At 39.1% G+C, this 25839-nt stretch carries 37 protein-coding genes; 6 read left to right on the top strand and 31 right to left on the bottom strand.

The window, feature by feature from the left end:
* Positions 1-52: 52 nt before the first annotated feature.
* From ACFX4G_RS09480 to ACFX4G_RS09465, 4 genes are all read right to left on the bottom strand, one after another.
* Complete coding sequence (locus ACFX4G_RS09480) at positions 53-1435, bottom strand: sensor histidine kinase (RefSeq protein ID WP_377574275.1); 1383 nt, start codon at positions 1433-1435, stop codon at positions 53-55.
* Positions 1432-2106, bottom strand: a complete 675-nt coding sequence (locus ACFX4G_RS09475; protein WP_377574272.1) for a response regulator transcription factor — start codon at positions 2104-2106, stop codon at positions 1432-1434. The genes ACFX4G_RS09480 and ACFX4G_RS09475 overlap by 4 nt, the downstream gene beginning before the upstream one ends.
* 163 nt (positions 2107-2269) lie before the next feature.
* Positions 2270-3148 (bottom strand): PhzF family phenazine biosynthesis protein, encoded by an 879-nt coding sequence (locus tag ACFX4G_RS09470; RefSeq protein WP_377574269.1) that lies wholly within the window; start codon positions 3146-3148, stop codon positions 2270-2272.
* Between the two features lie 14 nt (positions 3149-3162).
* On the bottom strand, positions 3163-3507 hold the full coding sequence (locus ACFX4G_RS09465; RefSeq protein WP_043981360.1) for a YunG family protein: 345 nt from the start codon (positions 3505-3507) through the stop codon (positions 3163-3165).
* Between the two features lie 190 nt (positions 3508-3697).
* On the opposite strand from ACFX4G_RS09465, the gene ACFX4G_RS09460 reads away from it, so the two are divergent.
* Positions 3698-3913 (top strand): DUF2628 domain-containing protein, encoded by a 216-nt coding sequence (locus ACFX4G_RS09460; RefSeq protein WP_377574266.1) that lies wholly within the window; start codon positions 3698-3700, stop codon positions 3911-3913.
* Positions 3903-4649, top strand: a complete 747-nt coding sequence (locus tag ACFX4G_RS09455; RefSeq protein WP_377574263.1) for a DUF2628 domain-containing protein — start codon at positions 3903-3905, stop codon at positions 4647-4649. The genes ACFX4G_RS09460 and ACFX4G_RS09455 overlap by 11 nt, the downstream gene beginning before the upstream one ends.
* A gap of 57 nt (positions 4650-4706) precedes the next feature.
* Here ACFX4G_RS09455 and ACFX4G_RS09450 read toward each other — a convergent pair whose 3' ends face one another.
* The 3 genes from ACFX4G_RS09450 to ACFX4G_RS09440 form a co-directional block, all read right to left on the bottom strand.
* Positions 4707-5843, bottom strand: coding sequence for a GAF domain-containing sensor histidine kinase (locus tag ACFX4G_RS09450; RefSeq protein WP_043981358.1), 1137 nt, complete (start codon positions 5841-5843; stop codon positions 4707-4709).
* Between the two features lie 80 nt (positions 5844-5923).
* On the bottom strand, positions 5924-6496 hold the full coding sequence (locus ACFX4G_RS09445; protein WP_043981357.1) for a GNAT family N-acetyltransferase: 573 nt from the start codon (positions 6494-6496) through the stop codon (positions 5924-5926).
* A 346-nt stretch (positions 6497-6842) separates the two neighbouring features.
* Positions 6843-7151, bottom strand: a complete 309-nt coding sequence (locus tag ACFX4G_RS09440; protein WP_176521187.1) for a hypothetical protein — start codon at positions 7149-7151, stop codon at positions 6843-6845.
* Positions 7152-7666: 515 nt separating this feature from the next.
* Here ACFX4G_RS09440 and yjcZ point away from each other — a divergent pair.
* The gene (yjcZ, locus tag ACFX4G_RS09435) at positions 7667-7816 is read left to right on the top strand and encodes a sporulation protein YjcZ (protein ID WP_014459214.1); all 150 of its coding nucleotides are present in this window, start codon (positions 7667-7669) and stop codon (positions 7814-7816) included.
* A 315-nt stretch (positions 7817-8131) separates the two neighbouring features.
* On the opposite strand, the gene ACFX4G_RS09430 is transcribed toward yjcZ, so the two are convergent.
* The 3 genes from ACFX4G_RS09430 to ACFX4G_RS09420 form a co-directional block, all read right to left on the bottom strand.
* Complete coding sequence (locus tag ACFX4G_RS09430; RefSeq protein ID WP_043981356.1) at positions 8132-8578, bottom strand: GNAT family N-acetyltransferase; 447 nt, start codon at positions 8576-8578, stop codon at positions 8132-8134.
* A gap of 20 nt (positions 8579-8598) precedes the next feature.
* Positions 8599-8982: a MerR family transcriptional regulator gene (locus tag ACFX4G_RS09425; RefSeq protein WP_025751010.1), complete on the bottom strand. Its 384-nt coding sequence runs from the start codon at positions 8980-8982 to the stop codon at positions 8599-8601.
* Positions 8983-9352: 370 nt separating this feature from the next.
* The gene (locus ACFX4G_RS09420) at positions 9353-10288 is read right to left on the bottom strand and encodes an aldo/keto reductase (RefSeq protein WP_230183359.1); all 936 of its coding nucleotides are present in this window, start codon (positions 10286-10288) and stop codon (positions 9353-9355) included.
* 273 nt (positions 10289-10561) lie between these two features.
* Here ACFX4G_RS09420 and ACFX4G_RS09415 point away from each other — a divergent pair, with 273 nt between their 5' ends.
* Entirely contained in the window at positions 10562-10777 is a 216-nt protein-coding gene (locus ACFX4G_RS09415) for a hypothetical protein (protein ID WP_028409323.1), read from the top strand.
* Positions 10778-10811: 34 nt separating this feature from the next.
* On the opposite strand, the gene ACFX4G_RS09410 is transcribed toward ACFX4G_RS09415, so the two are convergent.
* Positions 10812-11732, bottom strand: coding sequence for a DMT family transporter (locus tag ACFX4G_RS09410; protein ID WP_097822815.1), 921 nt, complete (start codon positions 11730-11732; stop codon positions 10812-10814).
* A 108-nt stretch (positions 11733-11840) separates the two neighbouring features.
* On the opposite strand from ACFX4G_RS09410, the gene ACFX4G_RS09405 reads away from it, so the two are divergent.
* On the top strand, positions 11841-12740 hold the full coding sequence (locus ACFX4G_RS09405; RefSeq protein ID WP_377574258.1) for an AraC family transcriptional regulator: 900 nt from the start codon (positions 11841-11843) through the stop codon (positions 12738-12740).
* Positions 12741-12770: 30 nt separating this feature from the next.
* Here ACFX4G_RS09405 and gvpU read toward each other — a convergent pair whose 3' ends face one another.
* The 16 genes from gvpU to ACFX4G_RS09325 form a co-directional block, all read right to left on the bottom strand.
* Complete coding sequence (gvpU, locus tag ACFX4G_RS09400) at positions 12771-13187, bottom strand: gas vesicle accessory protein GvpU (protein WP_014459206.1); 417 nt, start codon at positions 13185-13187, stop codon at positions 12771-12773.
* 23 nt (positions 13188-13210) lie between these two features.
* The gene (gvpT, locus tag ACFX4G_RS09395; protein ID WP_377574255.1) at positions 13211-14095 is read right to left on the bottom strand and encodes a GvpT/GvpP family gas vesicle accessory protein; all 885 of its coding nucleotides are present in this window, start codon (positions 14093-14095) and stop codon (positions 13211-13213) included.
* A gap of 36 nt (positions 14096-14131) precedes the next feature.
* On the bottom strand, positions 14132-14434 hold the full coding sequence (locus tag ACFX4G_RS09390; protein ID WP_013057989.1) for a gas vesicle protein: 303 nt from the start codon (positions 14432-14434) through the stop codon (positions 14132-14134).
* A gap of 21 nt (positions 14435-14455) precedes the next feature.
* Positions 14456-14740, bottom strand: coding sequence for a gas vesicle protein K (locus tag ACFX4G_RS09385; protein WP_013057990.1), 285 nt, complete (start codon positions 14738-14740; stop codon positions 14456-14458).
* Positions 14694-14981, bottom strand: a complete 288-nt coding sequence (locus tag ACFX4G_RS09380) for a gas vesicle protein (protein ID WP_013057991.1) — start codon at positions 14979-14981, stop codon at positions 14694-14696. The genes ACFX4G_RS09385 and ACFX4G_RS09380 overlap by 47 nt, the downstream gene beginning before the upstream one ends.
* Before the next feature lie 17 nt (positions 14982-14998).
* A complete protein-coding gene (locus ACFX4G_RS09375; RefSeq protein ID WP_237074367.1) occupies positions 14999-15808 on the bottom strand; it encodes a GvpL/GvpF family gas vesicle protein in 810 nt (269 codons plus the stop codon).
* Positions 15809-16075: a gas vesicle protein GvpG gene (locus tag ACFX4G_RS09370; RefSeq protein WP_013084016.1), complete on the bottom strand. Its 267-nt coding sequence runs from the start codon at positions 16073-16075 to the stop codon at positions 15809-15811. It lies immediately after the preceding gene.
* Position 16076: 1 nt separating this feature from the next.
* Positions 16077-16844, bottom strand: a complete 768-nt coding sequence (locus ACFX4G_RS09365) for a GvpL/GvpF family gas vesicle protein (RefSeq protein WP_377574250.1) — start codon at positions 16842-16844, stop codon at positions 16077-16079.
* 14 nt (positions 16845-16858) lie between these two features.
* Positions 16859-17785, bottom strand: coding sequence for a gas vesicle protein GvpN (gene gvpN / locus ACFX4G_RS09360; protein ID WP_025751003.1), 927 nt, complete (start codon positions 17783-17785; stop codon positions 16859-16861).
* A 28-nt stretch (positions 17786-17813) separates the two neighbouring features.
* Positions 17814-18080: a gas vesicle protein GvpO gene (gene gvpO / locus ACFX4G_RS09355; protein WP_013057996.1), complete on the bottom strand. Its 267-nt coding sequence runs from the start codon at positions 18078-18080 to the stop codon at positions 17814-17816.
* 75 nt (positions 18081-18155) lie between these two features.
* Positions 18156-18422, bottom strand: coding sequence for a gas vesicle structural protein GvpA (gene gvpA / locus ACFX4G_RS09350; RefSeq protein WP_013057997.1), 267 nt, complete (start codon positions 18420-18422; stop codon positions 18156-18158).
* Between the two features lie 19 nt (positions 18423-18441).
* Entirely contained in the window at positions 18442-18915 is a 474-nt protein-coding gene (gvpQ, locus tag ACFX4G_RS09345; RefSeq protein ID WP_377574247.1) for a gas vesicle protein GvpQ, read from the bottom strand.
* Between the two features lie 25 nt (positions 18916-18940).
* On the bottom strand, positions 18941-19426 hold the full coding sequence (gene gvpT, locus ACFX4G_RS09340; protein WP_377574244.1) for a GvpT/GvpP family gas vesicle accessory protein: 486 nt from the start codon (positions 19424-19426) through the stop codon (positions 18941-18943).
* Positions 19427-19487: 61 nt separating this feature from the next.
* Positions 19488-19748, bottom strand: a complete 261-nt coding sequence (gene gvpA, locus ACFX4G_RS09335; protein WP_013058000.1) for a gas vesicle structural protein GvpA — start codon at positions 19746-19748, stop codon at positions 19488-19490.
* 448 nt (positions 19749-20196) lie between these two features.
* Complete coding sequence (locus ACFX4G_RS09330) at positions 20197-20682, bottom strand: general stress protein (RefSeq protein WP_043981350.1); 486 nt, start codon at positions 20680-20682, stop codon at positions 20197-20199.
* A gap of 108 nt (positions 20683-20790) precedes the next feature.
* Positions 20791-22011 (bottom strand): MFS transporter, encoded by a 1221-nt coding sequence (locus ACFX4G_RS09325; protein WP_340448037.1) that lies wholly within the window; start codon positions 22009-22011, stop codon positions 20791-20793.
* Between the two features lie 109 nt (positions 22012-22120).
* Here ACFX4G_RS09325 and ACFX4G_RS09320 point away from each other — a divergent pair, with 109 nt between their 5' ends.
* Positions 22121-22990 (top strand): LysR family transcriptional regulator, encoded by an 870-nt coding sequence (locus tag ACFX4G_RS09320; RefSeq protein WP_162214606.1) that lies wholly within the window; start codon positions 22121-22123, stop codon positions 22988-22990.
* Positions 22991-23017: 27 nt separating this feature from the next.
* Here ACFX4G_RS09320 and ACFX4G_RS09315 read toward each other — a convergent pair whose 3' ends face one another.
* The 4 genes from ACFX4G_RS09315 to ACFX4G_RS09300 all read right to left on the bottom strand — a co-directional run bounded on the left by ACFX4G_RS09315 (position 23018) and on the right by ACFX4G_RS09300 (position 25837).
* Positions 23018-23497, bottom strand: coding sequence for a DUF2798 domain-containing protein (locus tag ACFX4G_RS09315; RefSeq protein WP_377574239.1), 480 nt, complete (start codon positions 23495-23497; stop codon positions 23018-23020).
* Between the two features lie 264 nt (positions 23498-23761).
* Positions 23762-25006 carry a glutamate-aspartate/proton symporter GltP gene (gltP, locus tag ACFX4G_RS09310; protein WP_377574236.1) on the bottom strand — a complete coding sequence of 415 codons (1245 nt, stop codon included), beginning with the start codon at positions 25004-25006 and terminating at the stop codon, positions 23762-23764.
* A 201-nt stretch (positions 25007-25207) separates the two neighbouring features.
* The gene (locus ACFX4G_RS09305; RefSeq protein WP_016764918.1) at positions 25208-25546 is read right to left on the bottom strand and encodes a zinc ribbon domain-containing protein YjdM; all 339 of its coding nucleotides are present in this window, start codon (positions 25544-25546) and stop codon (positions 25208-25210) included.
* A 90-nt stretch (positions 25547-25636) separates the two neighbouring features.
* Positions 25637-25837 carry a hypothetical protein gene (locus ACFX4G_RS09300; protein ID WP_014459191.1) on the bottom strand — a complete coding sequence of 67 codons (201 nt, stop codon included), beginning with the start codon at positions 25835-25837 and terminating at the stop codon, positions 25637-25639.
* Positions 25838-25839 lie beyond the last annotated feature (2 nt).

Below are 25839 nucleotides of genomic sequence, written 5' to 3'. Positions count from 1 at the left end.
TAATTCTATTTAAAGTATAAAAATAGAAAATGAATGGAAGATGAACGGCTCATTACATTTTCGGAAGATAAACGTGAAAGGTGCTGCCTTTTCCTTTTTCGCTTTCAACGTGAATGGAACCTCCGTGCATTTCGACAATTTGCTTTACAATCGCTAAGCCAAGACCGCTGCTTCCTTCCGTCCGGCTTCTTGCTTTATCTTCTTTATAAAAACGATTAAAAATATGCGGGAGGCTTTCTTTTGACATACCGATTCCCGTATCTTGAAATTCCACGTGGCAATGCGTGTCTTCCATGCCAACGCGAAGAGAGAGCGTTCCTCCTTCTTCCGTAAACTTTACGCTGTTTGTAATCAAATTTGTCCACACTTGATGAAGCAGTTTTTGATCGCCTGAAATCAGCGTTGAAGGAAGATCCATTTCAATAGCCAGCTCTTTTTCACGCCAGCTCCACTCCGTCATAAACAGCACTTGCTTGATTTGAGCTGCAACATCAAACGTACTTTTTTCGATATGCTCACTTTCTTTATCAAGTGAAGCAAGCGTAAGCAGCTGTTTGCTGAGTGACGACATGCGCCGGCTTTCTTCTTCAATAATAGACAGGTACTCATTTCTCTGTTCATCTGAAAGATTAGCAGAACGGAGCGTTTTCGAAAATCCTTGAATGGACGCCAGCGGAGACTGAATTTCATGTGACACGTTGGATACAAATTCTTGGCGCATCTCTTCAAGCTGTTCTAAACTTTTAGCCATCTCGGAAAAATGTGAAGCAAGCGCGCCGATTTCATCTCGGCGCTTTACGTACAGCTCGACGTTGTATTTTCCTTTTGCCACTTGTTTTGTCGCTTCCGTTAGCTTGACAATTGGCTTTACTAAATAACGCGTACTAATAAGTACAAATAAAATACTTAATACAATCATCAGCAGTAAAATGACCGAGAAAAAAATGCGCATTTCCCCGAACTGCAGCTGAATATCAGGGCGAATAAACAGCGCTTGCTGCTTGTTACTTTCTCCTTTTAACGGCACGCCGATGCTATTGGCTAACACATTATCAAAAAATCCCGTCACAAACACCTGTGAAGGAAAGTTTGCAATTCCGTGATACATTTTTCCGTCCAGTACTTGTTTGACAGCACTCTTTTCTAAGCGCTGATTTCTAAATTCCCGTCCGTAAAACGTCTCATGTCCGCTCCTGTCCACCACATATATTTGATAGCCCAATTTACTAATATGCTGTAAATAAGCTTGTTGATCCACGCCCCTATTGCTTTCGTAAAAGCTCGCAATGTCTTTTGCCATACGCGTAAGCTTTTGATCGTTATAAGGTTTTAAACTGTACTGATAATAAACGTTTGCTAAAATAAACGCTAGGAGACTGCTAAATACCATTACAGCAATGGTCGTCAGAACAATCCGCAAATAGAGCGTCTTCATTTTGCCCTCACCTCAAGCTTATAGCCGACGCCTCGAATCGTCGTAATGACAAAATCATCGGTATGTTCAAACCTTTCGCGCAGCCTTTTCACGTGTACATCGATTGTGCGGTTATCTCCGTTAAAATCCGCTCCCCATATCAGATGAATTAATTCTTCTCTTGTGAAAATTCTTCCTGGATAGCTCGCGAGCTGAGCTAATAATTCAAATTCTTTCATTGGAAGAATTAACAGTCGTCCGCTGCAGTGCACTTCATAGCTTTTTCGGTCGATAGAGGTGCTGTTCAGCACGATCCTCTTTTCATTTACCACTTCGTATCGGCGAAGCAGTGCTTTGATTCGGAAAATCAATTCTTTTGGTTCAAACGGCTTTGTAACATAGTCATCCGTTCCTGCTAAAAAGCCTTTTTCTTTGTCTTCGAGCTGATCTTTTGCTGTTAATAAAATAATGGGAAAATCATAATAGCTGCGTATTTCTTCGCAAACTTCATATCCGTCTTTATGAGGCATCATAATATCGACAACCGCTAAATGAATGTGCTGCTTAGCAAGCAGACCCGAAGCTTCCTCGCCGTCTTTTGCTTCATGCACCATATAGCCTTCAAGCTGCAAATAGTGACGAACTAATTGCCGCATATGCTCATCGTCATCCGCCAGTAAAATGTGAATCATTTTTTCTGCCACTCCTTTTATCAACCATTTAAAATGGCGGCCTTTTGGCCGCCATCACTTATTCTTTCAGTATCTATCTGTTTACTAGTGTAACCAAACGCGGTGGTCCTATTGCGTTTTTATTAGGATAAGAACTTATTGTGAACAGCAGATGAACGGCTTGTTACAAAATCCATTCACCGCGCGCAATCATCTCTACTTTTCCGCCTACTTGAATGTGAAAAGCTTCTCCATCATAACTAGCTTTTACATAAAGCTGTGAAGGTCTTCCTATTTCGTATCCTTGTTCTACACGTATGTCAATAGCTTGCTGATTAAAATAACGGTATTTAACTAAATATGCTGCTAAACAGCCGTTGGCGCTGCCGGTTGCTGCATCTTCTGGAACGCCGTAGTAGTCGGCAAAGTCTCGTACGTTTAGCTGATGATCTTGGTGATAGGTTTCCGGCGAAAAGACCATAATCGCTTTCGCTTCTGTATTTTCTATCAGTTTGAAATATTTTTCTTTGTCTACATGTATCTCTTTAGCTGCTTCTAATGATGTTAACGGGACAAGGATGACCGGCAGACCGGTGGATACTTCTTGAACGGGAAAACGCATATCGATATAAGCTTCATCAAGGTTTAACACATCCGCAACTTGCTTTTTATCTAACACTTTCCCAAACGTCGGCTGACCTTGTGTCATCCACAGCACATCTTTTTGTTCATCATATGTAACGGGCGTAGGACCTGCTTTATAATGAAGAATAAGTTCCTCTGTATCTTTTTCTTCTAGTTCTTCTCGGATAACATGAGCGGTTCCGAGCGTCGGATGTCCTGCAAACGGTACTTCTTCATTAGGCGTAAAAATCCGCACGTTATATTCTCCTTTTGCAGAAGAAGACGTGATAAACGTCGTTTCAGAAAAATTAATTTCTTTAGCCATTTGCTGCATCTCTTTATCTGAAAGTCCTCCTGCGTCTTTAAAAACAGCGAGCTGATTTCCCGTATATTTTCTCTGTGCAAATACATCAACAATGGAATACTGAATACTTTTCATTTATGTGTTCCTTTCTAAAGCAAATTTTCATGTATAAAATAGGTCATTACGTTTTTCTTTAAAGCCTCATATTGCTCCTTATTGGTATCCATAAACGCTTCTTCCCGACTGGATAAAATGTCTGCATATTGGAGAGACTCAGGAAATTGTTCTTGTGTAAAGTCATAGCGCTGTTCATCAAGCTGATTATAAAAATGCCATCCTTCTTTACACGGAGTTTTTAAAATATATCCTCCTTTAATATCTTGAACGACAAGAGCTGTCACGCCGCACTGTCCCTTAGAAGGATTGTCAGCCGTCCACTTTGTGCTTGAATGAATTGACCACGATTGGTACAGGGCTTTCTTTAAATGATTCATGTTCAAGGAGCTCCTTTTTCTTCAAATCTACCATATTCTTCTTTTTTATGAAAGTTCCCGTTAAAAAACCAACAGGGCAAATATTCTTACTTTAAAAATAATTTAAGGAAGAATAGAAAAATACTAGAAATAATGTATAATAATAGAGTCATTTTAGATGATAGATTATAACCAATGAAAGGTGTTTTAAATGGAAGAACAAGCAGTAGATGAACTCATGTCTTTTGAAGAAGAGCATAAAGTAGTTCGAACAAATACGTCCTATTATGATTTGAAGTGGGGAAAAACAGCTAATCCAGCTAAAAACAACACGTGGAACTGGGCAGCCTTTTTTCTGACAAGCGCTTGGTTTGCATACCGAAAAATGTATAAGCACTTTTTTATTTTAACGTTTATTGAGGNTTGAAGAAGAGCATAAAGTAGTTCGAACAAATACGTCCTATTATGATTTGAAGTGGGGAAAAACAGCTAATCCAGCTAAAAACAACACGTGGAACTGGGCAGCCTTTTTTCTGACAAGCGCTTGGTTTGCATACCGAAAAATGTATAAGCACTTTTTTATTTTAACGTTTATTGAGGTAATTTGGTTTTCCCTTTTGTGCTTTGTAGACATACCAGAGTGGTCCGATGCAATTGTGTTTGGCGGTGCTTCACTTATTACAGGGCTATGTGCCAACCGCTGGTATTATAAGCACGTTAAAAACGTGTTAGCTCGAGCCGGAGCTCAGCCGGAGCAGCGGAAAGAAGCTTATCTGCAAATAAAAGGCGGCACTCACATCGGAATTGCTATTGGTTTAAGCATCTTAGCGCTTGTGATTACTTTTGGAGTCGGAGCGGGATTATCACTTTTACCAACAAAAACGAATATTAAAGATGTAGTTCGCTACGGCGACGAAGCAATTACGCTTGAAACGTACAACGATCATCCAAAATGGACCTACATCAAGCAAGAAGGCCGTCATCACGTTGTACAATTTACCGGCTACGATTATACAGAAAAAGAGCACATACGCATTGTATTTAACGTTTATTTGGATAAACAAATTTACGAGTGGGACAAAATTTACATCAACGGCAAAAAGTTAAATAAAAAAGATGCGGAAGACTATGAATACTGGATTGAAGACAGTTCAGCATATTAAAAAGGTCAGCAAAAAAGAAAGGATGAGTGCTTGCTCTCCTTTCTTTTTTGTTTTATCTTAAAGCGTCAAAGGCAGCTTAACCGTCACCACTGTCCCGTTCTCATCACTTTCAATCGCAAGCTTACCGTTATGCTCGTTGATGATCGTTTTACAAATAGAAAGCCCTAACCCCATGCCTGTTCCATCTTTTGTTGAGAAAAATGGATTTCCTACTTTATTAATAATGGATAGCGGAATCCCAGAACCTGTATCTTGAATGTCAATAAGAGCCCAATCTTCCCATTCTTTGATAATAAGGTTTACTTCCCCGCGTTTCTTTTTCTCCATTGCTTCAATGGCGTTTTTCAAAAGGTTCATAAACACTTGTCTCATTTGAGCAGGGTCGATTGATACAAGCGGAATGGCTCCTTCTATTCTTACGTTCATTTCGACATTATATAGCGCAGCTTCACTTTTCAAGAAAGCAACGGTATCATGAATAACTTCTACAATCGATACGATTTCTTTTTTAGGCGCTGTTGGCTGCGTGACAAGCAAGAAGTTGTTAATAAGTTCATTCATGCGGTCCAGTTCATCAAGAACAATTTTTTGAAAAGGCTCTGCCTGTTCATTTTCATTAAATAAAAATTGAATAAAGCCACGCACCGACTGCATCGGGTTTCGAATCTCATGCGCTAATCCTGCTGCTAGCTGCCCTACGAGCGCCAGTTTATCAAGCTGCAGAATTTTCTCTTCAATTTTCGGCAAAACAGCCGCTTGATTTTTATAAATAATATGAGACAAAATACCAGCCAGCCGGTTTAACCCTTGAATTTCACTTTCGCTAAACTGATAAGGATCCGGATCGACCGCACATAAGGTACCAAACATTCTCCCGTCTTCTAGCACAATCGGTGTTCCTAAATAAGAACCTACCCGGGCACCATCAATGATGGCTAAATTAGACGTTCTAACATCGCGTTTTGTATTGGGAATAACAAGGGGTTCATCACACGTAACTAAGTTGCATACCGCAAGCTCTAACGGCAGCGTCAGTCCATCCTCTACAAGGCTTCCCCCTTCTTTATTAAAGGCTTTCATAACTGAAAATTGTTCGTCGAAAATCCCTACAAACAGCGTCCTGCTTCCGACTACTTCGCTAGCCATCTGCAATACATCCCAAACGGCTTTTTCATTGATGTTCCTCTCTTCCATTACCTTAGTCACCTACTATTTAAATATAGACTGTTCTATTCTCTTATTCTCATTATAAATTTTAAATGTAAAAACGTATATCAAAATTTTAAGAACTCGTTTATTTCTTCTATTTCATCATTAGGGTTAAGAATAGCCAAGACTTGATGGTCTTCCCATATGCCATTAATATTTACATTTTTTCTAGCAATTCCTTCCCTATGAAAACCTGCTTTTTCTAATACGCGCTGAGAAGGCAAATTACGTGGCATAACGCCGGCTTCAATGCGGTGAAGATGCAGCTCTTCAAACGCATAGTCAACAAGTGCTTTTACGGCTTCTGTTGCGTACCCTTTTCCATTATGATGCTGATCTAGGAAATAGCCGATAAACGCGCTTTGTAAAGATCCGCGCAGCACTTGAAAAAGACTAATGGTGCCAATCAGCTTATTATTCTCTTTTTGAAAAAGACCAAAATAGTATTCTTCATCGTTTTTTCTATTCTCTTCGTGACGCTGAATTTTTTCTACTTGGCTCTCTAACGTATAAAAAGAATGCTCTCGAATCATAGAAAACTGTTCAAAAAAGCCGCGATTGTCCTTTTGCAATCGAAGGCTGTCGTGCGCATCGCTGACAGTTAACGGGCGTAAATAAATAGTATGACTTTCGATCATGTTATGTCTCTCCCTCTTTTACTTCTCACAGAAAGTTATGTAAAAAGAATGCTTCATTAACATTTCCATTTTCTCACATAGTAAGCGTTTCTTACTGTAATGTAAAGAACAAAAAGCACGATTCTAACATCTTTTCTTTATCTCTTTCTGCCGCTATTTTTTATTTCTTCCCTATGTAAAAATCAAAAACCACCTGGAAATTCACCAGATGGTTTTTTATATTAAGTGGGGTGCACGCTCTGATTAACTGTGGATGGATATAAAGCCTTACGTTCCAAAACAGATTTCTTTATAGAAAAGAATGATGTGAAAAATATTTCTTCTGAGATTTTTCTTTTATTTACGTTTAACAGCAGCCGCCGAAGCCATAGCCGTAACCGCCAAAGCCACCATAAGGATAACCACCGTAACCGTAGCCGCCAAAGCCATATGGTGATAACAGTGAACCTGCTACTAGCCCTCCTGCTAACCCTCCTAAAAATGGACCTCCAAAGCCAAAGCCGAATGGTCTGCCAAAGCCAAAGCCAAACGGGCGTCCGAAACCAAACGGTCTGCCAAAGCCAAACGGTCTGCCAATAAACCTTTCATCTGTGTGTTGAAATTGATGATGATCTTGAGAATACATAGTAGGAAAAAAATGCATTTCTGAATTCATAAGAGAAACCTCCGTTTTTTGTTTTTGCTTTCACCCATGAATATGCATTTACCTATTCGCTGTCTTGGGCAAATATCTTGGTTATGCTGAAAATAAGGGAAAAGAATTACGAAAAAAAGAAAATTACTAGGTTTATATGAAAATGAGCTTGATTTCTCTTTAGTACCTAATACATACAAAAAGAAGCGGACCCTGACTTAGAATGGTATAGGGAAAGTACTAACGTGTTTATTTCATAGTAAAAAATAAGAAGCCGAAGAAAAAATTCTTCGGCTTCTCCTTCATTATGTACGCAGGCTAAGGAGGAAGTGGTATTAGCCTGCTTTGTTATAACATGGGGGCTCATATATGAGATCTTGGGATGATTCATCCTATGTAGAAAGTGAAAAAAAGTACCGTGTCCATCTTATTTTCTTATCTTTTTTTATTTTCATTGAAATCGTTGGATATTTTTGGAGCATTTTTGCATTTCAGGCATATGTTAAAAATGTACTCAGAACTTGGAGGTGAAATATATGGGCTTCTATGGTGGCTGTGGTTATGGCGGTTACGGTTACGGCGGTGGCGGCTGCGGATTTGGCAGTGGCTTTGCTTTAATCATCGTATTATTCATTTTATTAATCATCATCGGCTGTGCTTGCTGGGGAGGATTTGGCGGTTGCTAATCATTAGAAATAGTGATGAACAGCTTCATTTCCGCTAATTTTTTTACCAAAAGCTAGCTTTCCACTTTATTATGAAAAAGCAGTGTCCACATAATGGGCACTGTTTTTAAATGTGCTTATCAACCAGGTCATAATAAGGCTAACTATTATAAAAAAAATAGATCTTTTTAATCTGCCGTTTCTTGTCTGCTTTTTCCCATCACCTTATTTTTCTTGTTCATACTTCCTTTTCTTCTACATATTAATAGATAAAAAGATTAATTAAAAAGAGAGTCACTCTGCAACTCTCTTCCTGCTCTATGTAGGTGCTAAACATTAAACAAACGTTTTTTTCAAGACAACGCGCTGATCATTGACACTATAGCCGTTTCTTTCATAAAAAGCCTGTGCAGCTCCTCCAGTCGCCGTCAAGAGATACAAGCTGTTAATCTCGTGTTTTTGAAGTTCGTTCTCAAACCGGCTTAAGATAGCTGAACCGTACCCTTTTCCCTGCGCGCTTGCGCTGACGCAAAGCTCGGCCACGTAAAAGGTCATACTACTGTATGATTTTTTCGCGTGACCTGCAATCATTCCAATCAACTCTCCTTGGTCATAAAATAAATAGCCCATAAATTTAGGTGTGTTCAGTAAATCAGTCAGCCTTTCTCTAGCAGATTTCTCTGTCCACGGCTCATTCCAAGGTGTTTTTGTAAATACATTCATATACAAGTTAATGCACTGCTGCATATTCTCCGCAGTGAGAGGTACTACTTTTTCGATCATTTTTACGCTTCCTTTTTTATTTAGTTTGAAGGCTTGTTAACAATTCGCTCGTACATTTCCGGCAGGTGCTTAATTTTATAATCAATCGTCTCAAGCTTGTGATGGATTTCTTCGATTTCTTTTTGTACCGCTTTTTTATGATCCATCAGCATTTGCAGGCTTTTATCAAGCACGGCATTTTCAAGCGTACAGTTTTCAATAAGCGTCCGAATGTCCTTGATTTGCATACCTGTGCTTTTTAAACAGCAGATTAAATCAATCCATTCAATATCTTGTTCTTTAAAAATACGATTCCCTGACGCTGTACGATCTAAAAATGGAAAAAGCCCTTCTTTATCATAATAGCGAATGGTATAAATTGTCACGTTCAATTTTTTTGCCACTTGTGAAATGGTATACGTCATACTGCTTCCTCCTACACCTTAAACTTCTCAGAAAAACATGATGAGTTTGTCTTGACCTCTAGTTATCTCGAGGATTTATTCTTTTATAGTCTTCTTCATTGAGCTCTTTATTCTGCAGACTTTTTGTACAAGCAGCAAGCAACATATATTTAAACCTGAAAGGATGAATACGATGAATACTGCTCACATGATGCTTACCATTGTAATTGGCGGTTTTATTGCCTTTTTGTTAGGTCTTGGCGTCACAAAAATAATTGAGCTGCTGCTAAATCTTTTTCTAGCTTAACCAGTAGTTACTTATCGTAAAACGCAGGTAACTCCGTTCCATATTCGAACGGAGTTACCTGCTTTATTTTAAGAACTGCAGCGCTTAAGGCACCATGTTGCCAGCGGCTTTATAAATATCGTACCACTCTTCGCGCGTTAACTTGATTTCTGAACCTTTACTTGCATCTTTCATACGCTGAATATTTGTAGTACCAAGCACCACTTGAATATTTGCAGGATGAGTTGTGATCCACGCAACGGCAATCGCTGTATTCGTCACGCTATACTTACTTGCGATGCGATCAATCACTTCGTTTAGCTTTCCAAATTTCTCTTTGTCGCCTAAGAAAGGTCCTTCGAAAAATCCGTTTTGAAATGGCGACCACGCTTGAAGCGTTATATCATTTAAACGGCAATATTCAAGCACGCTGCTGTCGCGGTTCACAGCTTGGTCGATGCCCATATTTAAAGAAATACCAGAGTCTATAATTGGCGTATGTGCAATGCTGAACTGCACTTGGTTTACGACAAGCTTTTGGTTGATATATTTTTCAAGCAGCTGAATTTGCGCTGGGTTGTGGTTCGACACACCGAAGTGACGTACCTTTCCGCTGCTTTGAAGCTCATTAAACGCTTCTGCTACTTCTTCAGGATCCATTAGCGGATCTGGGCGATGAAGTAATAAAAGATCTAAGTAATCTGTTTTTAAGCGCTCTAAGCTGCCGTTAACAGAGTCTATGATATGCTTCTTTGAAAAGTCATAGTAATTTTCCGCTGCGTTAATGCCGCATTTACTTTGAATCACCATTTTCTCACGAAGACTTGAATTCATTTGTATAGCGTTTGCAAAATACTCTTCGCATTGTCCCACATAATCAGGACCGTAAATATCAGCATGGTCAAAAAAGTTAATTTCTTCTTCCATCGCTGTGCGGATTAGCTTCTCTGCTTCTTGTAAAGAAAGCTCTGTTAAACGCATATTTCCCATAATCAAATTTGATACGTGTAAGTCAGTATTAGCAATTGTATGATACTTCATATAAAGCCCCTCCTTGAAATGATACTACTACAAGATAAACCATAGAGTTAACTCTAGGTCAAGCAGAAAGAATAAAAGTTTTTATAAGCAGCGACGGTAAAACACCCTATCTTTTTTGGTAAAAAGATGAAATACTAGGTTGTGGTGTGATAAAAGTCACTGCCGCTCTGCATTTCATTTAGTAGTATATGTTACGTTCTTTTATTCCTTTTTATCGAACCTTATTTCATAGCAATACATCAATTTACCAGGCAAAGGAGCTTATCAATCACTATGCAGAAAACGAAAGCAAAACGATTTGAAATACAGTATTCCGTTCTAAAAGATGAAGCCAAAATCAAAGGAACTTTTGTGATAGAATCTGCTAAAAACCGAGATGACGCATCAAGACTTGCTAAATTAAATGTCTCTACAAAAGAAAGAGTGTTTATTCAATATGTAAAGATTTTAAAAGTCAAACGAGTTTCTACAGATTCGGCGGAAAAGTGACATTGGTTTGCTTCTTCTTTTAGCAAGCCTCTATTTATGCTGAAAGTGTCGTCTTAGAAGATGCTTGTTTCGTTCGTGTGAGTAATAAAACTAATCCAATAATACAAGCTGTGCCTATCCATTGATAAAAACCAAAAGGCTCTTTCAGCCAAACAACGGTTGTAATAACAGCAGCTAAAGGCTCTAAACTTCCAAGCAAACTCGTTTCTTTAGGTAAAAGACTTTGCAGGCTTTCTACATAAAACCAAAAAGCAAGCATCGTGCCAAAAATAATGACAAATAAAATATATCCCCAGGTTATTGGTGATAAGCTTGACGCTTCCCAAGGAGGATGAATAAAGCTCATTACGCTTCCCCCAATTACCATTGACCAGCCAACGATGACAAGCGAACTGTACTTTTTGATCAGCGGCACGGCATACAGCGTATAAAATGCTGCTGCTACACCTGACAGCACTCCCCAAACAACGGCAGATACAGGAACAGACAGCTGAGAAATAGAGCCGTTTGTTAATAAAAAAAAGCAGCCCCCCAGTGCTAGCAAAACAGTGATGACGTCTTGTCGCGTAAATATAGACTGCTTGCGCAAAAGCAAATAAATGATAATCATCACCGGTGATAAATACTGCAGCAGCGTAGCTACTGCTGCATTTCCATGCTTAATAGAAGCCATATATGTATACTGAACGGCGAGCATACCAAATATGGCAAAAACGACGAGCTGAAGAGCTGCCTTTCGGTTCTTCCATACTCCAAATACGTGAGAATGATTATTTTTTATACATGAAATCATTAGCAGCAAAAAACCCGCAATGAGCAGCCGTACTGAAACAAGCCAGTCTACACTGATTTCAAATTCTTGAAAAAGCTTTTGAGCAACCGTCCCTCCCATCCCCCAACATATAGCTCCAGTTGTTACAAAGAAGAACCCTTTTTTCCGGCTGAGATCGTTCATCTTCCATCCCTCACTTTTATTATAAGAATAGTGTTATAATAAGTGAAAAACGGGGCAGAAAATACGCATATTGCATTAAAAAATATAAATATATTGAGGTGAACATGTATGCCAGCAGCCCATTTTAAAATTGATGAAAACTTAAAAGAGCTAACGACCCATCGCACCGTTGAGCTGCCAGTAGCATGTTATCAAACGACGATCAGTGATCACATAAACGGCTACATCCCTCTTCACTGGCATGATGAACTTCAATTTGTATTGGTTATAAAAGGTGATGCGTCTTTTCAAATAAATGAAAAAACAGTGATTGTAAAACAAGGCTACGGACTGTTTATTAACAGCGGATGTCTTCATATGACTGAAGATATAAACAAATCCGGCTGCGTGTACATTTGTTTAAATATTTCTCCTCATTTTCTTGTGCCGCAAGAGCTTTTTACAAATTACGTTTATCCCTACATTCATGCAACGAATCTATCACATTTATTCATCAGTCCAAAGCAAGCCTGGGGAAACAACGTGTTAGAGTCTATACATAAGATACACACATGGATTCATAAGCAGCCGCAACACTATGAAATAGAGATTGCCTCTGAACTCAGCATACTTTGGAAAAATTTAATTCTTAACGGTTTGCAGCTGAAATACAATGAAAAAGAAATGATCAAAAATCAGCGGATGAAGCGAATGCTCAATTGGATTCATTTGCACTTTGCTGAAAAGATTACGCTTGATGATATTGCCAAATCCGGACAATTGAGCCGTTCTGAATGCTGTCGATATTTTAAGAAAATGTTAAAAAAATCGCCTTTGACCTATGTATTAAACTATCGAATTCAGCAAAGCTTAGTTATGCTGCAGCAAGCAGAAGCAAATGTGACGGACGTCGCTTATCAAGTAGGGTTTAATAGTACAAGCTATTTTATTAATCAGTTTCGAAAAGAAATGAAGATGACTCCCCTCATGTATCGAAAAAAGAAGCTGCACATGTCATCACATCACTAAAAAACGGCAGGGCAATCACCCCGCCGTTTTTTATGAACTCTTTTTACTCGTTGATTTTGCATCAGAAATCTTTCCTAAGAAAAACCCGTCTACTTCTGCTATTTTCCCTCTCCAAAAGATCTTTCCTTTAGAAGGAGTAGATTTACTGTCTCCACAGTAAATCTTTGTATTTTTTAAATGAATAAAATGGGCTTCTGCTTCTCCGTTTGATTCGCTCGCTTCGCTTGCTAAAGAGAATTGTTCGCTTAGCGCCTGAGCCACTTCACTGCCTTCTTCAAACGTTTCGCTTAAGTAATCAAAGTATTCTTTTGCTGAAATCATGGTACCGGAAATCACAGCGCCGTTTACATTTAATGAAATATCAAGTGAAAAGCCGTGTTTATTAGAAGCTTTCACAAAGTATTCAAGCGTACTGTCTTTAGTTGAAAAAGAAGGGCCTGTACTCATGTCTTTCTTTCCTCCTTTACGTCTTAGGCTGTTGTATCGTCTTCACTAGAAAGAGATGTTGCTTCATCATCTTCTTCGTCCGTGTTTTTCTTTGCTTTTGTATTTTTTGATTTTTTAGCTGTTGACTTTTTTGGTTTCGCTTCCTTTTTTTCTTCTTCGCTTTCATCTTCTTCTTCTTCTTCTGATTTTACTTTTTTATTTTTTTTGTTTGAGCGAGAATCTTCCTCTTCTTCCTCGCTGTCTTCGTCACTTTCACTTTCTTCTTCCTCTTCTTGCTCAGCTTCTTTTTTATCCTTTTTACGAGGCTTAGATGTTTCTTCTTCGTTTTCGTCGTCCTGCTCGTTTTCTTCGTTTTCATCGTTCTCTTCTTCGTCGGAATCTGTATCTTCCGCTTCTTCGTCTTGATTTTTATTGAGGCTAAGCTCAACAAGCATGTTCATTTTTTCTTCAAGCTGTGATAAGCGATCTTGAAGAGTTTGATTTTCTTCTTTTAACTCGTCGTACTCTTGAACGTTATCGTCTTCTGTTTCGCTACTAGAAGAATTTACGTTTTCTTCATCATCTTTTGATTTATCTTTATCTTTATCTTTTTTAAACAAGCTTCCCGCAGATGTTTTCAGGCTGGCCACACTGCTTTTTGATTTTTCTTTTACCTTTGTTCCTAAATCAGATGCTTTGCTTTTTAATTCGTCTGTATCAATGCGGTCAAGGAGACTTTTTCGATTTTCAGGAGTCGATACATATCCAATCGTTGCACCGATGATGCCTCCTGCTACCGCTCGTTTGATTGGCCCGCTGCTTGTTGTTTTGCTTGCTTTTGAACCGTTCTTTTCTTTTGAACCGTTTTCCGTATTTTTATTTTCCTTGTTTTCTGCCTGTGTGTTATCTAATTTTGTTTCAGTTGCCATTGTAAATCCCTCCATTTTTTAAGTAGCGTACAGTTTTTAACGTTTCGTTTCTATTTTTTCTTCAAGCGTTTTTAACCGCTCATGCAGCATTTTATTTTCTTCTTCGAGCGCTTTGTTATTGGCTCCTTTTGAACTGAGATAGGGATCATTTTCCCACCAGTCCATGCCGATTTCTTTTGCTTTATCAACCGAAGCCACAATCAAGCGGATCTTTATCGTTAATAGCTCGACATCTGCAATTCCTACGGTGATGTCCCCCGCTATGACGACTCCTTTATCCAAAATCTTTTCGAGCACATCTACAATCGTACTTGACTGCATATTATGTTCGACTGCCATACTGTTCCTCCTACTGACCGCTTAAAGCAGGCTGCCTAGCGGTCCAAGATCAATATTTAAATCTTCTGCATCCAGACCGAACACCTCTTTCAACTCGTCCATTTTTTCTTCTAAGTTCATTAGTGCAATTCCTAAGTTTTCAATTTGTTCGTCCGTCAACGTTCCACCCTCCACCCGCCTCATGGCATGACGTTCAACGATTTGCCTCAATAGCTCAATAACTGTCATCACAAGCTGCGCTAAGCCTTGTTCAGCTTGATCAGGATCCAAGTGGATTCGTCCATTTGCTTGGCTGACCGGTTGCATCCATTAATTCCTCCTTTTGTTTATCAAATTGTTCAGAAGTGATTGGTTTGCGATTTCCTTCTTTTGCTTGAACCAGGGTTTCAACCGAAGAAATAAGCACCCGCAAATCCAAATACACTAAATCGACGCCGGCTATGGAAATGATTAAGTCTCCTTTAATGGCGACTCCTTTATCTAAAATGACATCTAAAATATCAATAAGAGCAATATCTTTATTCTCCATGGATTGTTTAAGAGACATAATGTTAATTCCTCACTTTACGCAAAGCTCGAGAAATGATAGGGCGGCCATGGTCCCGTCACTTCAAATTTCCAGCCTTTATTTTCAAGCTTTTGCTGAAGCTCTTCTATTTCGGTTACAAACTTAGTGATCTGCAGAGACGGGAGAAGAAACACGCTGTTCCACGCCATCTGTTCAGCTGCGCCCGTTACGTCCTTGCTCCAATTCTTTTTAACAGAGTCATAAAGCGATAACTCTTTAAGCTTGTCATGTATCTCTTCACACACTTTATTTTTGTGAAGTTCTAATTCTCTTTCAATCAGCTGATCTATTTTTTTCTTTTCAAAAAACTGTCTTCCTGGTGATAAGTGACTAATTTCTTCTTTTTTCGCTTTCACGCTTTCATTCGTTTCGCTGATTCCTTTTTTAAGCTCCGTATCATCACAGTAAATCTTCACGTTCCACTCTTCATTTCCTTGAAGCAGCGTCAGTGAATTCTCTATCTTTTCTTTGTTAATCTCAATAGCTGCCTGCAGACTTTCTTCACCTTTATAAATGGTACAAAATTTTAATGGAATGATCGTAAATTCTTCGTACAAAGCGGCTACCGTCTCGTGATGATGAAATGCTTTTTCCTGCAGCCAGCTCATATCCTGCTCCATTTTTTCTTGAATCACTTCTTCTGAATAGGTGTCAGCATCCAGTTTAGAAACTACAGCCGTCACCTGATCAAACGCAATTGGGTACAGTGAATGTTCTCCGTCAAACCCTTTATAAGATGGAAACGGCTCTATGGCTGCTGCTTCTTTTGTTGGAATTAGACCGTATAAATACAGTAATTCTCCCATCTAGGATTCCTCATTTCTTTTTTTTGTTAGCTCTTCCCATTGTTCAATTTCTCTGCGCTTCGCAATTTCGTACCTCATTAACAATTCATCTTCTTTTTCTTGAAACGCTTCTTCGGGAATTTCACCAAGCTCAAACATCATTTGAAGCTGAATGAGTTTTTGCTGAATCGTCGGAAGGTCATATAGCTGTTTATCAGCTTCTTCCTGTACTTTTTCGCCGATTTTCACTACAAGGTTAATAGGGGCGGTTACTAATTTGTGAAGCACGTTATTTCTCTTCTACTTTTAGGCGAATGTTCACAAAATTATAAGCAGGCCATGGACCGCTGTAATGAAAATCGGCTTTGTCTTTCCAGTTTTCATGCGCTTCATTCACTTTTTCATCAAACTTCGCTTCATCTTCTCGGTTAATTAAGAAAGATGCGTTTAAAAGCATCGTTTCGCCCGTTGGCTCATTTGCTTTTGCTGCTTCCGCTGCTTCTTCAAGCGGTGAAAACACATCTGTCTTGACTTCTTTTTGCAGGGAAGTAAACATCTTTTGAGCCATTCCCCCAAGTTGAATACGCTCATAATAACCGGCTGCTTCTGATTTCCCTTTTACGGAGGCTGATACTTTTTCAAGTTCAGGATTTTCATTTACTTTTTTCTCAAGCCATTCTTTTTTCCCAATTACTTTTAAACCGACTTCAATTTTTCCTTTGATCGCTGGAAACAGCTTTTCAAACTGCGGATAAAGGTTTTCCAAAAGAACTTTTATATCTTCTTTGGATTTGAATACATTCCCAAAGCTGATTGGAATAACCGTATCGTTCTTGTCCATAATCGCTGCTACTGCGTTTTGATGCATTAATAAATTTTGGCGATTAGGATGATAAATTTTCATCGGTACTTCAGCTGCTACCATAGCTGCGTCTTTGTAGCGAATCAAAAATGTTTCAGCTTTTGTTCCTTCTACTTCCACGGCGCCAAATTCTTCGTCTTTATCCGTTTGAATGGCGCTAAAAATATAAATACCTGTTTCGTTTGTTTCACTCATGTTTTCAAGCTCCTTTACTTTTCTTCCGTGTCTATATTCTTACATTCTTCTAAAATGATTTTTTCGGCTTTGCTTTTTGCATTTTCTTCATCCAAACATTTGGTAAGCGGATGATGCAAAATATCGATACATAACGTTTGAAAATCTTCGTCATTTCCATCGATAGCAATGTCTTGCTGCGTGGCGAGAGTAGCGATCATAAGCGAAGCCCGAAGGCTAAGTCCGCTGCTGTTTTCGTCTCCAGAGCGGTTTCGCACGTTTGCTACGAGCGTTACAATTGTGCGCGCTTCGTCTTCTTCTACGTCCGTTTTCTCCGTTAAAATCGCTGTCTCTCTGTCGATGTCTTTATAATCAATAAACATGGTAATTAACCTGTCAAGAAGCGCATCTTGCGTATCATATACGCCGGCATACTCAGCTGGATTGCTTGTGAAGATGACGCGAAAATCGGGATGCACGCGCACAAAAGGATCGGTCATTTTCACTCCATACAGCGGAAGCACGCCTTCTTCTAATATTGATAGAAAGATATTATTCGTTGCAGGCTTAGACCGAGTAAATTCGTCGTAAATCAGCGTATAGCCATTTTTTACAGCTTCAAGCAATCGGCCATCCTGCCAGTTTTCACTCACTTGTTCATCTTTTTTATAGACAGAACGAACATATTGGTCGATTACTTTTTTGCTCGTGTATCCCGTAAAATCCCCAATTAAATCTTTATTGTTGAGCTCGTGATTCCCGTGCATCAGCATTACAGGACGCTTTCTCTTTTTAGCAAGCGCTCGCGCTAAAGAGGTTTTGCCTCCGCCGGCAGGACCTGTAAAATGAATGGAATAGCCGGATTTTAAATAGCTCAGCGCTCTTGAAAGAACCTCTTTTGTCTCGTCATCTTGTATAAAAGCTCCACTGCCTTTTTTCCTTTTGTCTGTTAAGACGGTCATTTTTACGTTCCTCCTGCCATCTTATCGTCTATGCTTCAATGCCAATGGCGCTTCTATATCTGACGTCGAGTCGTTTGAATGAAATGACTTCTTTTTCTTTATTTAAAAAGCACTCGTACGTTCCGAGCATTTCATCTTTGGCGTATTTTTTCATGTATTCTCGTTCTTCAATGACTTCAACAATAACTCTCCAGCCTTCATCTTCAGTAGCTTCCACCGAGGTAATTTTATGAGGAGGAGCTACGTGTTCACCGAAAAAGTCGTTCACGGCTTGCATAATTTTTTTAATTTCCATTTTTAGTAGCCTCCAATAGTTAAATCTAAAAGCTGGAACCACCCTCAAAAAAGGAAGGTTCCATATCACTTCATATTAAATACTAAAACGCGGCTGTCCTTCACTTGAATTTGAACGTTCAGGAAGACCGTTTTCTTCTACGTCGTCACGAAGAAGCCCTACTGCTTCTGCATAGCGTAACCATGTATCAACACTGGCAATAACCACTCGTGCTTCAATCGTTAAAATCTCAATTCCTACAACAGAAACTCTTGCAAAAGCATCAATAACAATTCCTTTATCTAAAATACGGTCAATGACTTCTGCTAAACTTGAACTATTAGTACTTTTTTGAATAGACATATCTCATTTCTCCTTTCGCTTATGATCCCATTGTTTTTAAATCTGTAGATGATTTAATATCATTGGAACTTTTAATCTTAGTAGAGCTTTTAATATCCGTTGCTTTTTTAATCTGATTTGCGCCTTTTATTTTCCGCTTATTTTTTGACTTCTCTTTATCGTCTGAAGAAGAAACTTTTTCTTGAAAGTTTTCTCCAGCTTCTTTCACATCGCTAAGCTTATCTTTTACTGATAGTAAGACGTCTTGGAGCTTTTCTTTTGCGTCTTCCCCTTTGCCGTGTACCTTTTGGGCATTTTTTTCTTTTGTTTCCTGCAGTTTTTCTGACGCTTCATTTGCTTTTTCCTGCAGTTTCCCTTCAGTTTTTTCGACAAATTTTTCTTTCGCTTTTTTTTTAACCTTTTCTTCTACCTTTTCCTTAACAGGTTCAGGCGTATGATCGATGATCTTTTTTCCTGCTTTTAAGGCTGCTTTCTCCACATCTTTTTTATCCATGAAATTCCCCTTAAGGACGGATATCTTACTTCTTCGCGTCCATGAGTTTGTTTAGCATCTCTTCAATGCGCTGCAGCTGGTCGTTCATATTTTTATTTTCTTCTTTTAGCTCTTCGTACTGAGACGTTTCCATTTCTGAGCTTTGGCTGACTTCTTCCTGCGAATTTCCCTGTTCATTTGATGCATCTTCTTTTTTCTTTTTAGGTGCCAGCAGCTTGCTTAAATTGTCTTTTTCAAGATAGCCTGTAGCCGTCTGTCTTAATGCTCCCATCGCTTGCTGCGTTAGAATATCCTGTGCGTTTCTTCTTAACTCTTGTCCTGTCGCACGTACAATTTCTGATTGTCCTAAGCGGCTGAGTACTTTTTTACTCGTTTGAGGACTTGAAAGAAGTCCAATTCCCGCTCCTACTACGCCTCCTAAAATAGCAAGATTTAAAGAGTTTTGCGTTTTTTCTTCCTGCTGCTGATTTTCTTGTTTTTCATTTTGCACATTGTTATCAGTTGTTGACATGTTTCATCCTCTTTTCTCTTAATTATTATTTATTTAATGAATTTTCTTACGATTAAAAGACTTAAAAGCTAAGCCCTGCACCTCGCTCTTCTGTTCGGCCAGGCAGCCCTTCTTCCTCTACTTTGTCGGTTAATAACCCGACGGCTTCTGCGTAGCGAAGCCATGTATCGACACTTGCAATAACGACTCGTGCTTCAATCGTTAAGATTTCAATTCCTACGAGTGATACTCGGGCAAAAGCATCGATGACAATTCCTTTGTCGAGAATTCGATCAATCACTTCTGCTAAACTAGAACTATCTGTACTTTTTTGAATACTCATTTTAGCAGCTCCTTTCGAAATTTAACTAAATGAATGATGCTACTAATCAACCTGCTTAACTTTTTAAGTAAACATACTTTTGAAATATACTTTTTAGCCCTCTTTCAAACATGAATAATTTGCTAAAAAGTAATTTCCGAAAATAAATTAGAAAATTATTCTACTACGTATAATAATTAACAGTTAATTATTGGATGGAACTTGCACGTAAATCCTTCTATTAAAGCTTTCATCAAGATTTCGATCCCAAAATAAAACAATAAATACATTATTGTTACAATAATATTACATTATAATTTAAGGCATATTATTATTTTATACACCATGACATATTTTGATATTTTTAACTATTATGGAATATTATTGTCAATAAAGTTCACTTAAATAAAACCAGCGCATAAAAAAAAACTGCCGCACTGCGACAGATTTCTCCTACGTATCTTACGTTCTATAAAATCATTCCGGTTAAAGGAGCTTTCGGGTTTCCATCATGATCTGAGTCTTCTTTGTCTACTAAAACAAGCAAGCTGCCTTCTTTGACTGAATCATTATATTGTTCGGCCTGCTGTTTTGGAATTCCCATACTTACTAAAATACCAGACAGACCTCCTACGCTCGCACCAGCTGCCGCACCTGTTAATGTAGCTACAATCGGGCCAGCCGCCACAATTGGACCTATTCCCGGTATGGCAAGAGCCCCGGCACCTGCTAATATTCCGGTCAAGCTCCCTAGCGTACCTCCGGTAAGTGCTCCAGTTGCTGCCCCTTCTGCTTTTGTATTCGTTTCTTTCTGAACTTTTTTGGTCTTTTTATGTTTGCCGATGATAGATATTTCTTCTGATGTATACCCTTCTTTTTTCAAACTCTCTACAGCTTGAATTGCTTCTTGTTCCGTTTCGTATACCCCCACAACATTCTTTGCTTTTGCTTCCATACTATCTCCTCCTCATTAATGTTGTGTGTACCCGGGAGCATGGCTTTGAAACGTTTTAGAGGATAAGAGGTCTTCTCTATTCTTAAATAAATAGCCCTAAATCACTTTTTATTTAGTGACGTTTTTATTTAAAAATGCATGAACTCGCTCTTTTTTTAACCATATTCCTCCACAAGCAATGAAGCATGCAACCGTACTAAAAGCCAACGTGTAACTCCGGAGCCAATCCACAAGGAGCCCAAACCAAATCGGTGCGAGCACGATGGCAAATTGATTGAGCGTTAACGCAATGCTTACCGTTAAACCAATAAAACGATCATCCGCTTTTTCTGCTATTAGCACGATAAACAAACTAAACCAGCCAATTGCAAAAAAACCGAGGCTAAAACAAACTGCAGTTAGTAGCCAAAAAGGCAAAGTAAATCCAATATAAGAAATAGCTATTATTAATCCTGCAGCCATCCAAACCGTCACTTGCAAAGGAGTTCTTCGATTTCCGTTATACACATAATCACTTACCCAAGCTAAAACAATTCTCCCCACCATTCCGCCTAACAGTGTGATGCTCAGCAGAATGCCAGCTGAAGCAAAATCCATCTTTATGGCTTTCGTTAAATAGCTAATAAAGTGCGCAACGATAATCATTTGAAGAGAAATCATTGAAACACCTACAAAAAACAGCGGATAAAGCGTTTTATCTTGAGAAATGCGCTTGATTTTATGACGAAGCGTAAATGTTTCCTTTTTTTCTGACGATGATGATTGCTCTCGGTAGAATACAAAAAAAAGAATGCCTCCTCCGATAGCTGCCGCTGCCTGTACGAGAACAGCCCCATGCCAGCCGTATTGATGAAACAGCAGCGGTAATGCTGCTGAAGCGACAGCGCCTCCAATCGGTATCCCCGTTTGCCGAATCCCCATGGCAAGGCCTCTATGATGAGAAGGAAACCACTTCACCACTGCTTTGCTTCCTCCTGGCTGTGCTGTTCCATACCACACGCCTGCTGCGAGAAGTACGCCTGTTAGATACAAATAATGATCAGCGCTATAGGCAAAAAGCATGCTTACCCCCAGCAAAATAGATCCTCCTCCTACAAGCCACCTTTCTCCATAACGATCCATCCAGTTTCCAAAAAGCAGCATGGAAAAAATCGGACCAATTTGAATAGCTGATACGAGTAGTCCTGTTTGAAACTGCGATAAATCATATAGTCTTTGCCAAAACGCGGCCAATGGCCCCGCTCCGTAGGTGACAAACGTGGCACATGCCTGAGAAAGAGTGGCAATAAATAAAATCATCCACTTATAAGAAGCTTTTTGTCTGCTCATTTTCTCTCCTCCACCTCTACTTTCAGTGTAGAGAAGGAATGGTATCATGTAAAATAAGGAATAAAGATAAAAGTCATCAATAAAAATGATAGCTGAAGGAGGAGATTTTATGGATATAAAAGATTTGCTTGTTTTTACAACGGTAGCAGAAGAAAAAAACATTTCAAAAGCTGCCAAAAGTTTAAGCTACGTGCAGTCGAATGTGACGATGCGCATTCAGCAGCTAGAAGCTGAACTCGGTACACAGCTATTTGAACGCAGCGGTAAAGGCGTAACGTTAACTTCTAGCGGAGAGCTGTTGCATCGTTATGCTGAAGAAATTCTTCGTTTAACCAATGAAGCCACTATAACTGTTCAAAGCAGTGCGCACACGCCGATAGGGCCTTTAAAAATAGGTGCAACTGAATCTACCGCGGCTCTTCGGCTACCGCCTTTGCTTTCTACTTATTGCACTGCCTACCCGGATGTAGACTTCATTTTAGAAACACATACAACCGATGTTCTTATTCACCTGGTTTTAACCCGAAAACTTGAAGGCGCATTTGTTGCAGGCAGCTGTGAACATCCTGATCTAAACTCTTTATTTACTCAAGATGAAGAGCTTGTACTTGTGAGCCGCCACCCTCTTCCTTCTCTTTACAGCCTAAACGATATGAATTTATTAGCATTCAGCAGCGGATGCGCATATCGACATACGTTAGAAATGCTGTTGACAAAAGAAGGCGTGTTTCCAAAACGGATATTAGAATTTGGTACGATTGAAGCGATTATTGGGTGTGTAAAAGCTGGTATGGGCGTAGCTGTAATGATGAAATCCATTGTATCTCATCACGACCATTCATTAACGTTAACGCCGCTGCCGCAGCCATATAGAAAGGTTCCCACTTTTTTTATTACGCGAAAAGATGCCTTTGTATCGGCGGCTTTACGTGAATTTTCTTCTCTTCTTACCAAACAGCTTTGCATAACAAAACCCTAAGAAAATAGGCGTTCTTAGGGTTTTGACTTAAGCCGCTGCCGGATTCTTTTTCACAAATTTCATAAACAATAAACGAACTAAAGGTCCCATAATAAGAAGCTGAAGCGGGTAGGCTACGATAAAGTTTTTCATCACGATAAATGCATAGCTTGAAAGAAGCGGCTCTCCTTGCAGGCCTTTCGTAAGTGACATCGTAATTAATCCATATACAGACATGGAAAGCACCATTCCAATAACCATACATGATGACAAAATCAACACGACTTTTAACTGTTTAGACTTATCAAACGGCAGTGAAAATGCTACTTTTTTTGCTACGGGACCAACGAAAAAAGTTTCGACAGCCATTGCGACTACAAACGTGATAACCAAGTTCAAAATACCTCCTGCAAGGGTGATATGCCCGATGACGTCATTCATTAACATGTTATACACCGTCATTACAAGCACCATCCCTCCGCACATCATCATTCCAAAATACATACTCTCTTTTTTAGTTGTTGGCACATTCCTCATCCTTTTCATCTTTTTTACTTGGCTTAGTATAGCTTTTTATCTTCCTTCTTCGTAAGTGAACAATTTGTGAACATTCATCTAAAAAATGCCCTGTGACCAAAAAACAGTCACAGGGCATTTTTTTAGACTTAAGCGGCGCGTCCTCTTTTTTTGAATAGGGCTGAATATGACAAATTACTTTAGTCTACATCGTTAATAAATATTTAGAGATTTAACAAAAAACCCCCGCTTTATGAGCTAAAGCGGGGGTTGGTTTTATAGAGATTCCGTGTGAGATGCAGGCGGGATCGGCGTTTGGGTGCGGAATACTTTTTCCCATTTTGAGACGACGATACAGGCGATCGCGTGGCCTGGAACGTTGACTCCTGTTCTGGCCATATCCATGATGCGGTCTACTCCTGCAATAATTGCCACTCCTTCAGCCGGCAGACCTACTGCGTTGGCTGTTGCTAAAAGAACAACAAGTGAACCTGACGGGACAGCCGCAATTCCTTTACTTGTCATCACCAGTATAAGCATCATAAATAATTGCTGAGTTAATGGCATATCGATGTTAAAAGCCTGCGCTAAAAAGACGCATGAAACGGATAAATAAAGCGTGGAGCCATCACAGTTTAATGACAGGCCCGACGGAATAACGAACGACACAACTCGTTTAGGACATCCGTACTTTTCCATCCGCTCCATCAGCTGTGGCAGCACCGTTTCCGTACTTGTTGTTGAAAAGGCAATAAGAAACAAGTCCCAAATCATTTTGAATACTTCAAAGTAGTTGAATTTGAACAAAAACCCAACAAGCGGAAATAAAACAAATAAAATAATAAAAAGACCTAAAAAGACGGTTCCAATTAGCTTTAGCATTGGAAGCAGAAGTGCAATGCCGTATTGCCCTACAGATGCAGCCATTAGCGCTAGTACACCAAGAGGCGCTGTGACCATAACAATTTGCGTTAATTTAAACATAATTTTAGCTGTAGATTCAAAAAATTTCATTGCAGGTTCGGATGCTTTACCGACTCCTGAAGCGGCAACACCGAATAAAATAGCAAAGAAAATTACGGCCAGCAAATCATTTTTTGCCATCACATCTACGATATTCGTTGGAATGATGTTTAAAATCATTTGTTTAAAGTCTACGACTTTGTCGGTGTACTGAGACAATTCACCGATATCTTTTTTTACAAGATGAGAAAGATCGAGGCCTACTCCGGGCTTTAGCAAATTCACTAACAGCAGACCGATTCCTAATACGATGGTAGTAATGATTTCAAACCAAATAATCGTCTTTAACCCTAGACTCCCCATTTGTTTCATACTGCCGCTTCCCGCAGCACCTATGACGATGGTTGAAAAGACAATCGGCACCACAATCATTTTAATGAGACGGATAAACCCGTCTCCTACCGGTCTTAAAGCCATCCCAAAGTCCGGAAAAAAGTGCCCGATAAAAGCTCCGATTACTAATGCAATTAAAATTTGAAACGCTAAAAACTTTTTCACATTTCTCCCTCCCTTTTGTCTTCATGAAACGGACATTCATTCCATTAATATCCAAATCTTGAGACACTTTAAGTAAGTTCGGGACATTTAACTAGATTCCTTCTAAAATAGACAAATTGGTCTATATATTTCGCTTTATCAGTTAAAACACATAGAAAAAAGCCAGAGTGAAGTTGTTCTTCATCCTGGCTTTTTTAATTCTTATGCTTTTTTAACAAACTGAGATTTTAAGCTCATGGCTCCAAATCCGTCAATTTTGCAGTCGATGTTATGATCGCCTTCTACTAAACGAATGCTTTTTACTTTTGTTCCGATTTTGACAACCGATGAGCTTCCTTTTACTTTTAAGTCTTTGATGACGGTAACTGAATCTCCGTCTTTTAAAAGGTTCCCGTTTGCATCTTTTACAGTCAGCTGTTCTTCCGTGCTTTCTGTTTTTTCATCTTGTCCCCATTCATGCCCACACTCCGGGCAGACGAACAGGTTTCCATCTTCATATGTATACTGTGATTGACAGCTTGGGCAATTAGGTACATTCATTTTCTTTTCCTCCAGCAGCAGCTCGTAACCAATGGTATGATCACGAGATTACATTTTTTATCTGTTTTATACTGTCACAATTTCATGAGATTAACAAGCTTTTCTATTTCCTTGCTGCTGATGTTTTCTTTTCCAAATAAGTGAGCCGATAAACAGAACAAAACCCGCTCCAAAGACAAGAAGCTGATCTAAATAAAAGTCACCTGTTTTTACATACCGTATAATAAATAATCCTCCAAACATCAGCATCAGCATACATGAAAACCGAATGAGGTATGAATTGATTTCCATTT

The organism is Priestia sp. YIM B13486, assembly GCF_042787865.1.
In the GTDB taxonomy this organism is placed as follows: Bacteria; Bacillota; Bacilli; order Bacillales; family Bacillaceae_H; genus Priestia; species Priestia megaterium.
The sequence above is the reverse complement of the archived record's forward strand: the minus strand, read 5'-3'. Positions and strand labels throughout refer to the sequence as shown.

Bases quoted from the DNA above. Each gene is read 5' to 3' on its own strand.
- ACFX4G_RS09480 (WP_377574275.1), bottom strand. From the start codon at position 1,435: ATGAAGACGCTCTATTTGCGGATTGTTCTGACGACCATTGCTGTAATG.
- ACFX4G_RS09475 (WP_377574272.1), bottom strand. From the start codon at position 2,106: ATGATTCACATTTTACTGGCGGATGACGATGAGCATATGCGGCAATTA.
- ACFX4G_RS09470 (WP_377574269.1), bottom strand. From the start codon at position 3,148: ATGAAAAGTATTCAGTATTCCATTGTTGATGTATTTGCACAGAGAAAA.
- ACFX4G_RS09465 (WP_043981360.1), bottom strand. From the start codon at position 3,507: ATGAATCATTTAAAGAAAGCCCTGTACCAATCGTGGTCAATTCATTCA.
- ACFX4G_RS09450 (WP_043981358.1), bottom strand. From the start codon at position 5,843: ATGGAAGAGAGGAACATCAATGAAAAAGCCGTTTGGGATGTATTGCAG.
- ACFX4G_RS09445 (WP_043981357.1), bottom strand. From the start codon at position 6,496: ATGATCGAAAGTCATACTATTTATTTACGCCCGTTAACTGTCAGCGAT.
- ACFX4G_RS09440 (WP_176521187.1), bottom strand. From the start codon at position 7,151: ATGAATTCAGAAATGCATTTTTTTCCTACTATGTATTCTCAAGATCAT.
- yjcZ (WP_014459214.1), top strand. From the start codon at position 7,667: ATGGGCTTCTATGGTGGCTGTGGTTATGGCGGTTACGGTTACGGCGGT.
- ACFX4G_RS09430 (WP_043981356.1), bottom strand. From the start codon at position 8,578: ATGATCGAAAAAGTAGTACCTCTCACTGCGGAGAATATGCAGCAGTGC.
- ACFX4G_RS09425 (WP_025751010.1), bottom strand. From the start codon at position 8,982: ATGACGTATACCATTTCACAAGTGGCAAAAAAATTGAACGTGACAATT.
- ACFX4G_RS09420 (WP_230183359.1), bottom strand. From the start codon at position 10,288: ATGAAGTATCATACAATTGCTAATACTGACTTACACGTATCAAATTTG.
- ACFX4G_RS09415 (WP_028409323.1), top strand. From the start codon at position 10,562: ATGCAGAAAACGAAAGCAAAACGATTTGAAATACAGTATTCCGTTCTA.
- ACFX4G_RS09410 (WP_097822815.1), bottom strand. From the start codon at position 11,732: ATGAACGATCTCAGCCGGAAAAAAGGGTTCTTCTTTGTAACAACTGGA.
- ACFX4G_RS09405 (WP_377574258.1), top strand. From the start codon at position 11,841: ATGCCAGCAGCCCATTTTAAAATTGATGAAAACTTAAAAGAGCTAACG.
- gvpU (WP_014459206.1), bottom strand. From the start codon at position 13,187: ATGAGTACAGGCCCTTCTTTTTCAACTAAAGACAGTACGCTTGAATAC.
- gvpT (WP_377574255.1), bottom strand. From the start codon at position 14,095: ATGGCAACTGAAACAAAATTAGATAACACACAGGCAGAAAACAAGGAA.
- ACFX4G_RS09390 (WP_013057989.1), bottom strand. From the start codon at position 14,434: ATGGCAGTCGAACATAATATGCAGTCAAGTACGATTGTAGATGTGCTC.
- ACFX4G_RS09385 (WP_013057990.1), bottom strand. From the start codon at position 14,740: ATGCAACCGGTCAGCCAAGCAAATGGACGAATCCACTTGGATCCTGAT.
- ACFX4G_RS09380 (WP_013057991.1), bottom strand. From the start codon at position 14,981: ATGTCTCTTAAACAATCCATGGAGAATAAAGATATTGCTCTTATTGAT.
- ACFX4G_RS09375 (WP_237074367.1), bottom strand. From the start codon at position 15,808: ATGGGAGAATTACTGTATTTATACGGTCTAATTCCAACAAAAGAAGCA.
- ACFX4G_RS09365 (WP_377574250.1), bottom strand. From the start codon at position 16,844: ATGAGTGAAACAAACGAAACAGGTATTTATATTTTTAGCGCCATTCAA.
- gvpN (WP_025751003.1), bottom strand. From the start codon at position 17,785: ATGACCGTCTTAACAGACAAAAGGAAAAAAGGCAGTGGAGCTTTTATA.
- gvpO (WP_013057996.1), bottom strand. From the start codon at position 18,080: ATGGAAATTAAAAAAATTATGCAAGCCGTGAACGACTTTTTCGGTGAA.
- gvpA (WP_013057997.1), bottom strand. From the start codon at position 18,422: ATGTCTATTCAAAAAAGTACTAATAGTTCAAGTTTAGCAGAAGTCATT.
- gvpQ (WP_377574247.1), bottom strand. From the start codon at position 18,915: ATGGATAAAAAAGATGTGGAGAAAGCAGCCTTAAAAGCAGGAAAAAAG.
- gvpT (WP_377574244.1), bottom strand. From the start codon at position 19,426: ATGTCAACAACTGATAACAATGTGCAAAATGAAAAACAAGAAAATCAG.
- gvpA (WP_013058000.1), bottom strand. From the start codon at position 19,748: ATGAGTATTCAAAAAAGTACAGATAGTTCTAGTTTAGCAGAAGTGATT.
- ACFX4G_RS09330 (WP_043981350.1), bottom strand. From the start codon at position 20,682: ATGGAAGCAAAAGCAAAGAATGTTGTGGGGGTATACGAAACGGAACAA.
- ACFX4G_RS09325 (WP_340448037.1), bottom strand. From the start codon at position 22,011: ATGAGCAGACAAAAAGCTTCTTATAAGTGGATGATTTTATTTATTGCC.
- ACFX4G_RS09320 (WP_162214606.1), top strand. From the start codon at position 22,121: ATGGATATAAAAGATTTGCTTGTTTTTACAACGGTAGCAGAAGAAAAA.
- ACFX4G_RS09305 (WP_016764918.1), bottom strand. From the start codon at position 25,546: ATGAATGTACCTAATTGCCCAAGCTGTCAATCACAGTATACATATGAA.
- ACFX4G_RS09300 (WP_014459191.1), bottom strand. From the start codon at position 25,837: ATGGAAATCAATTCATACCTCATTCGGTTTTCATGTATGCTGATGCTG.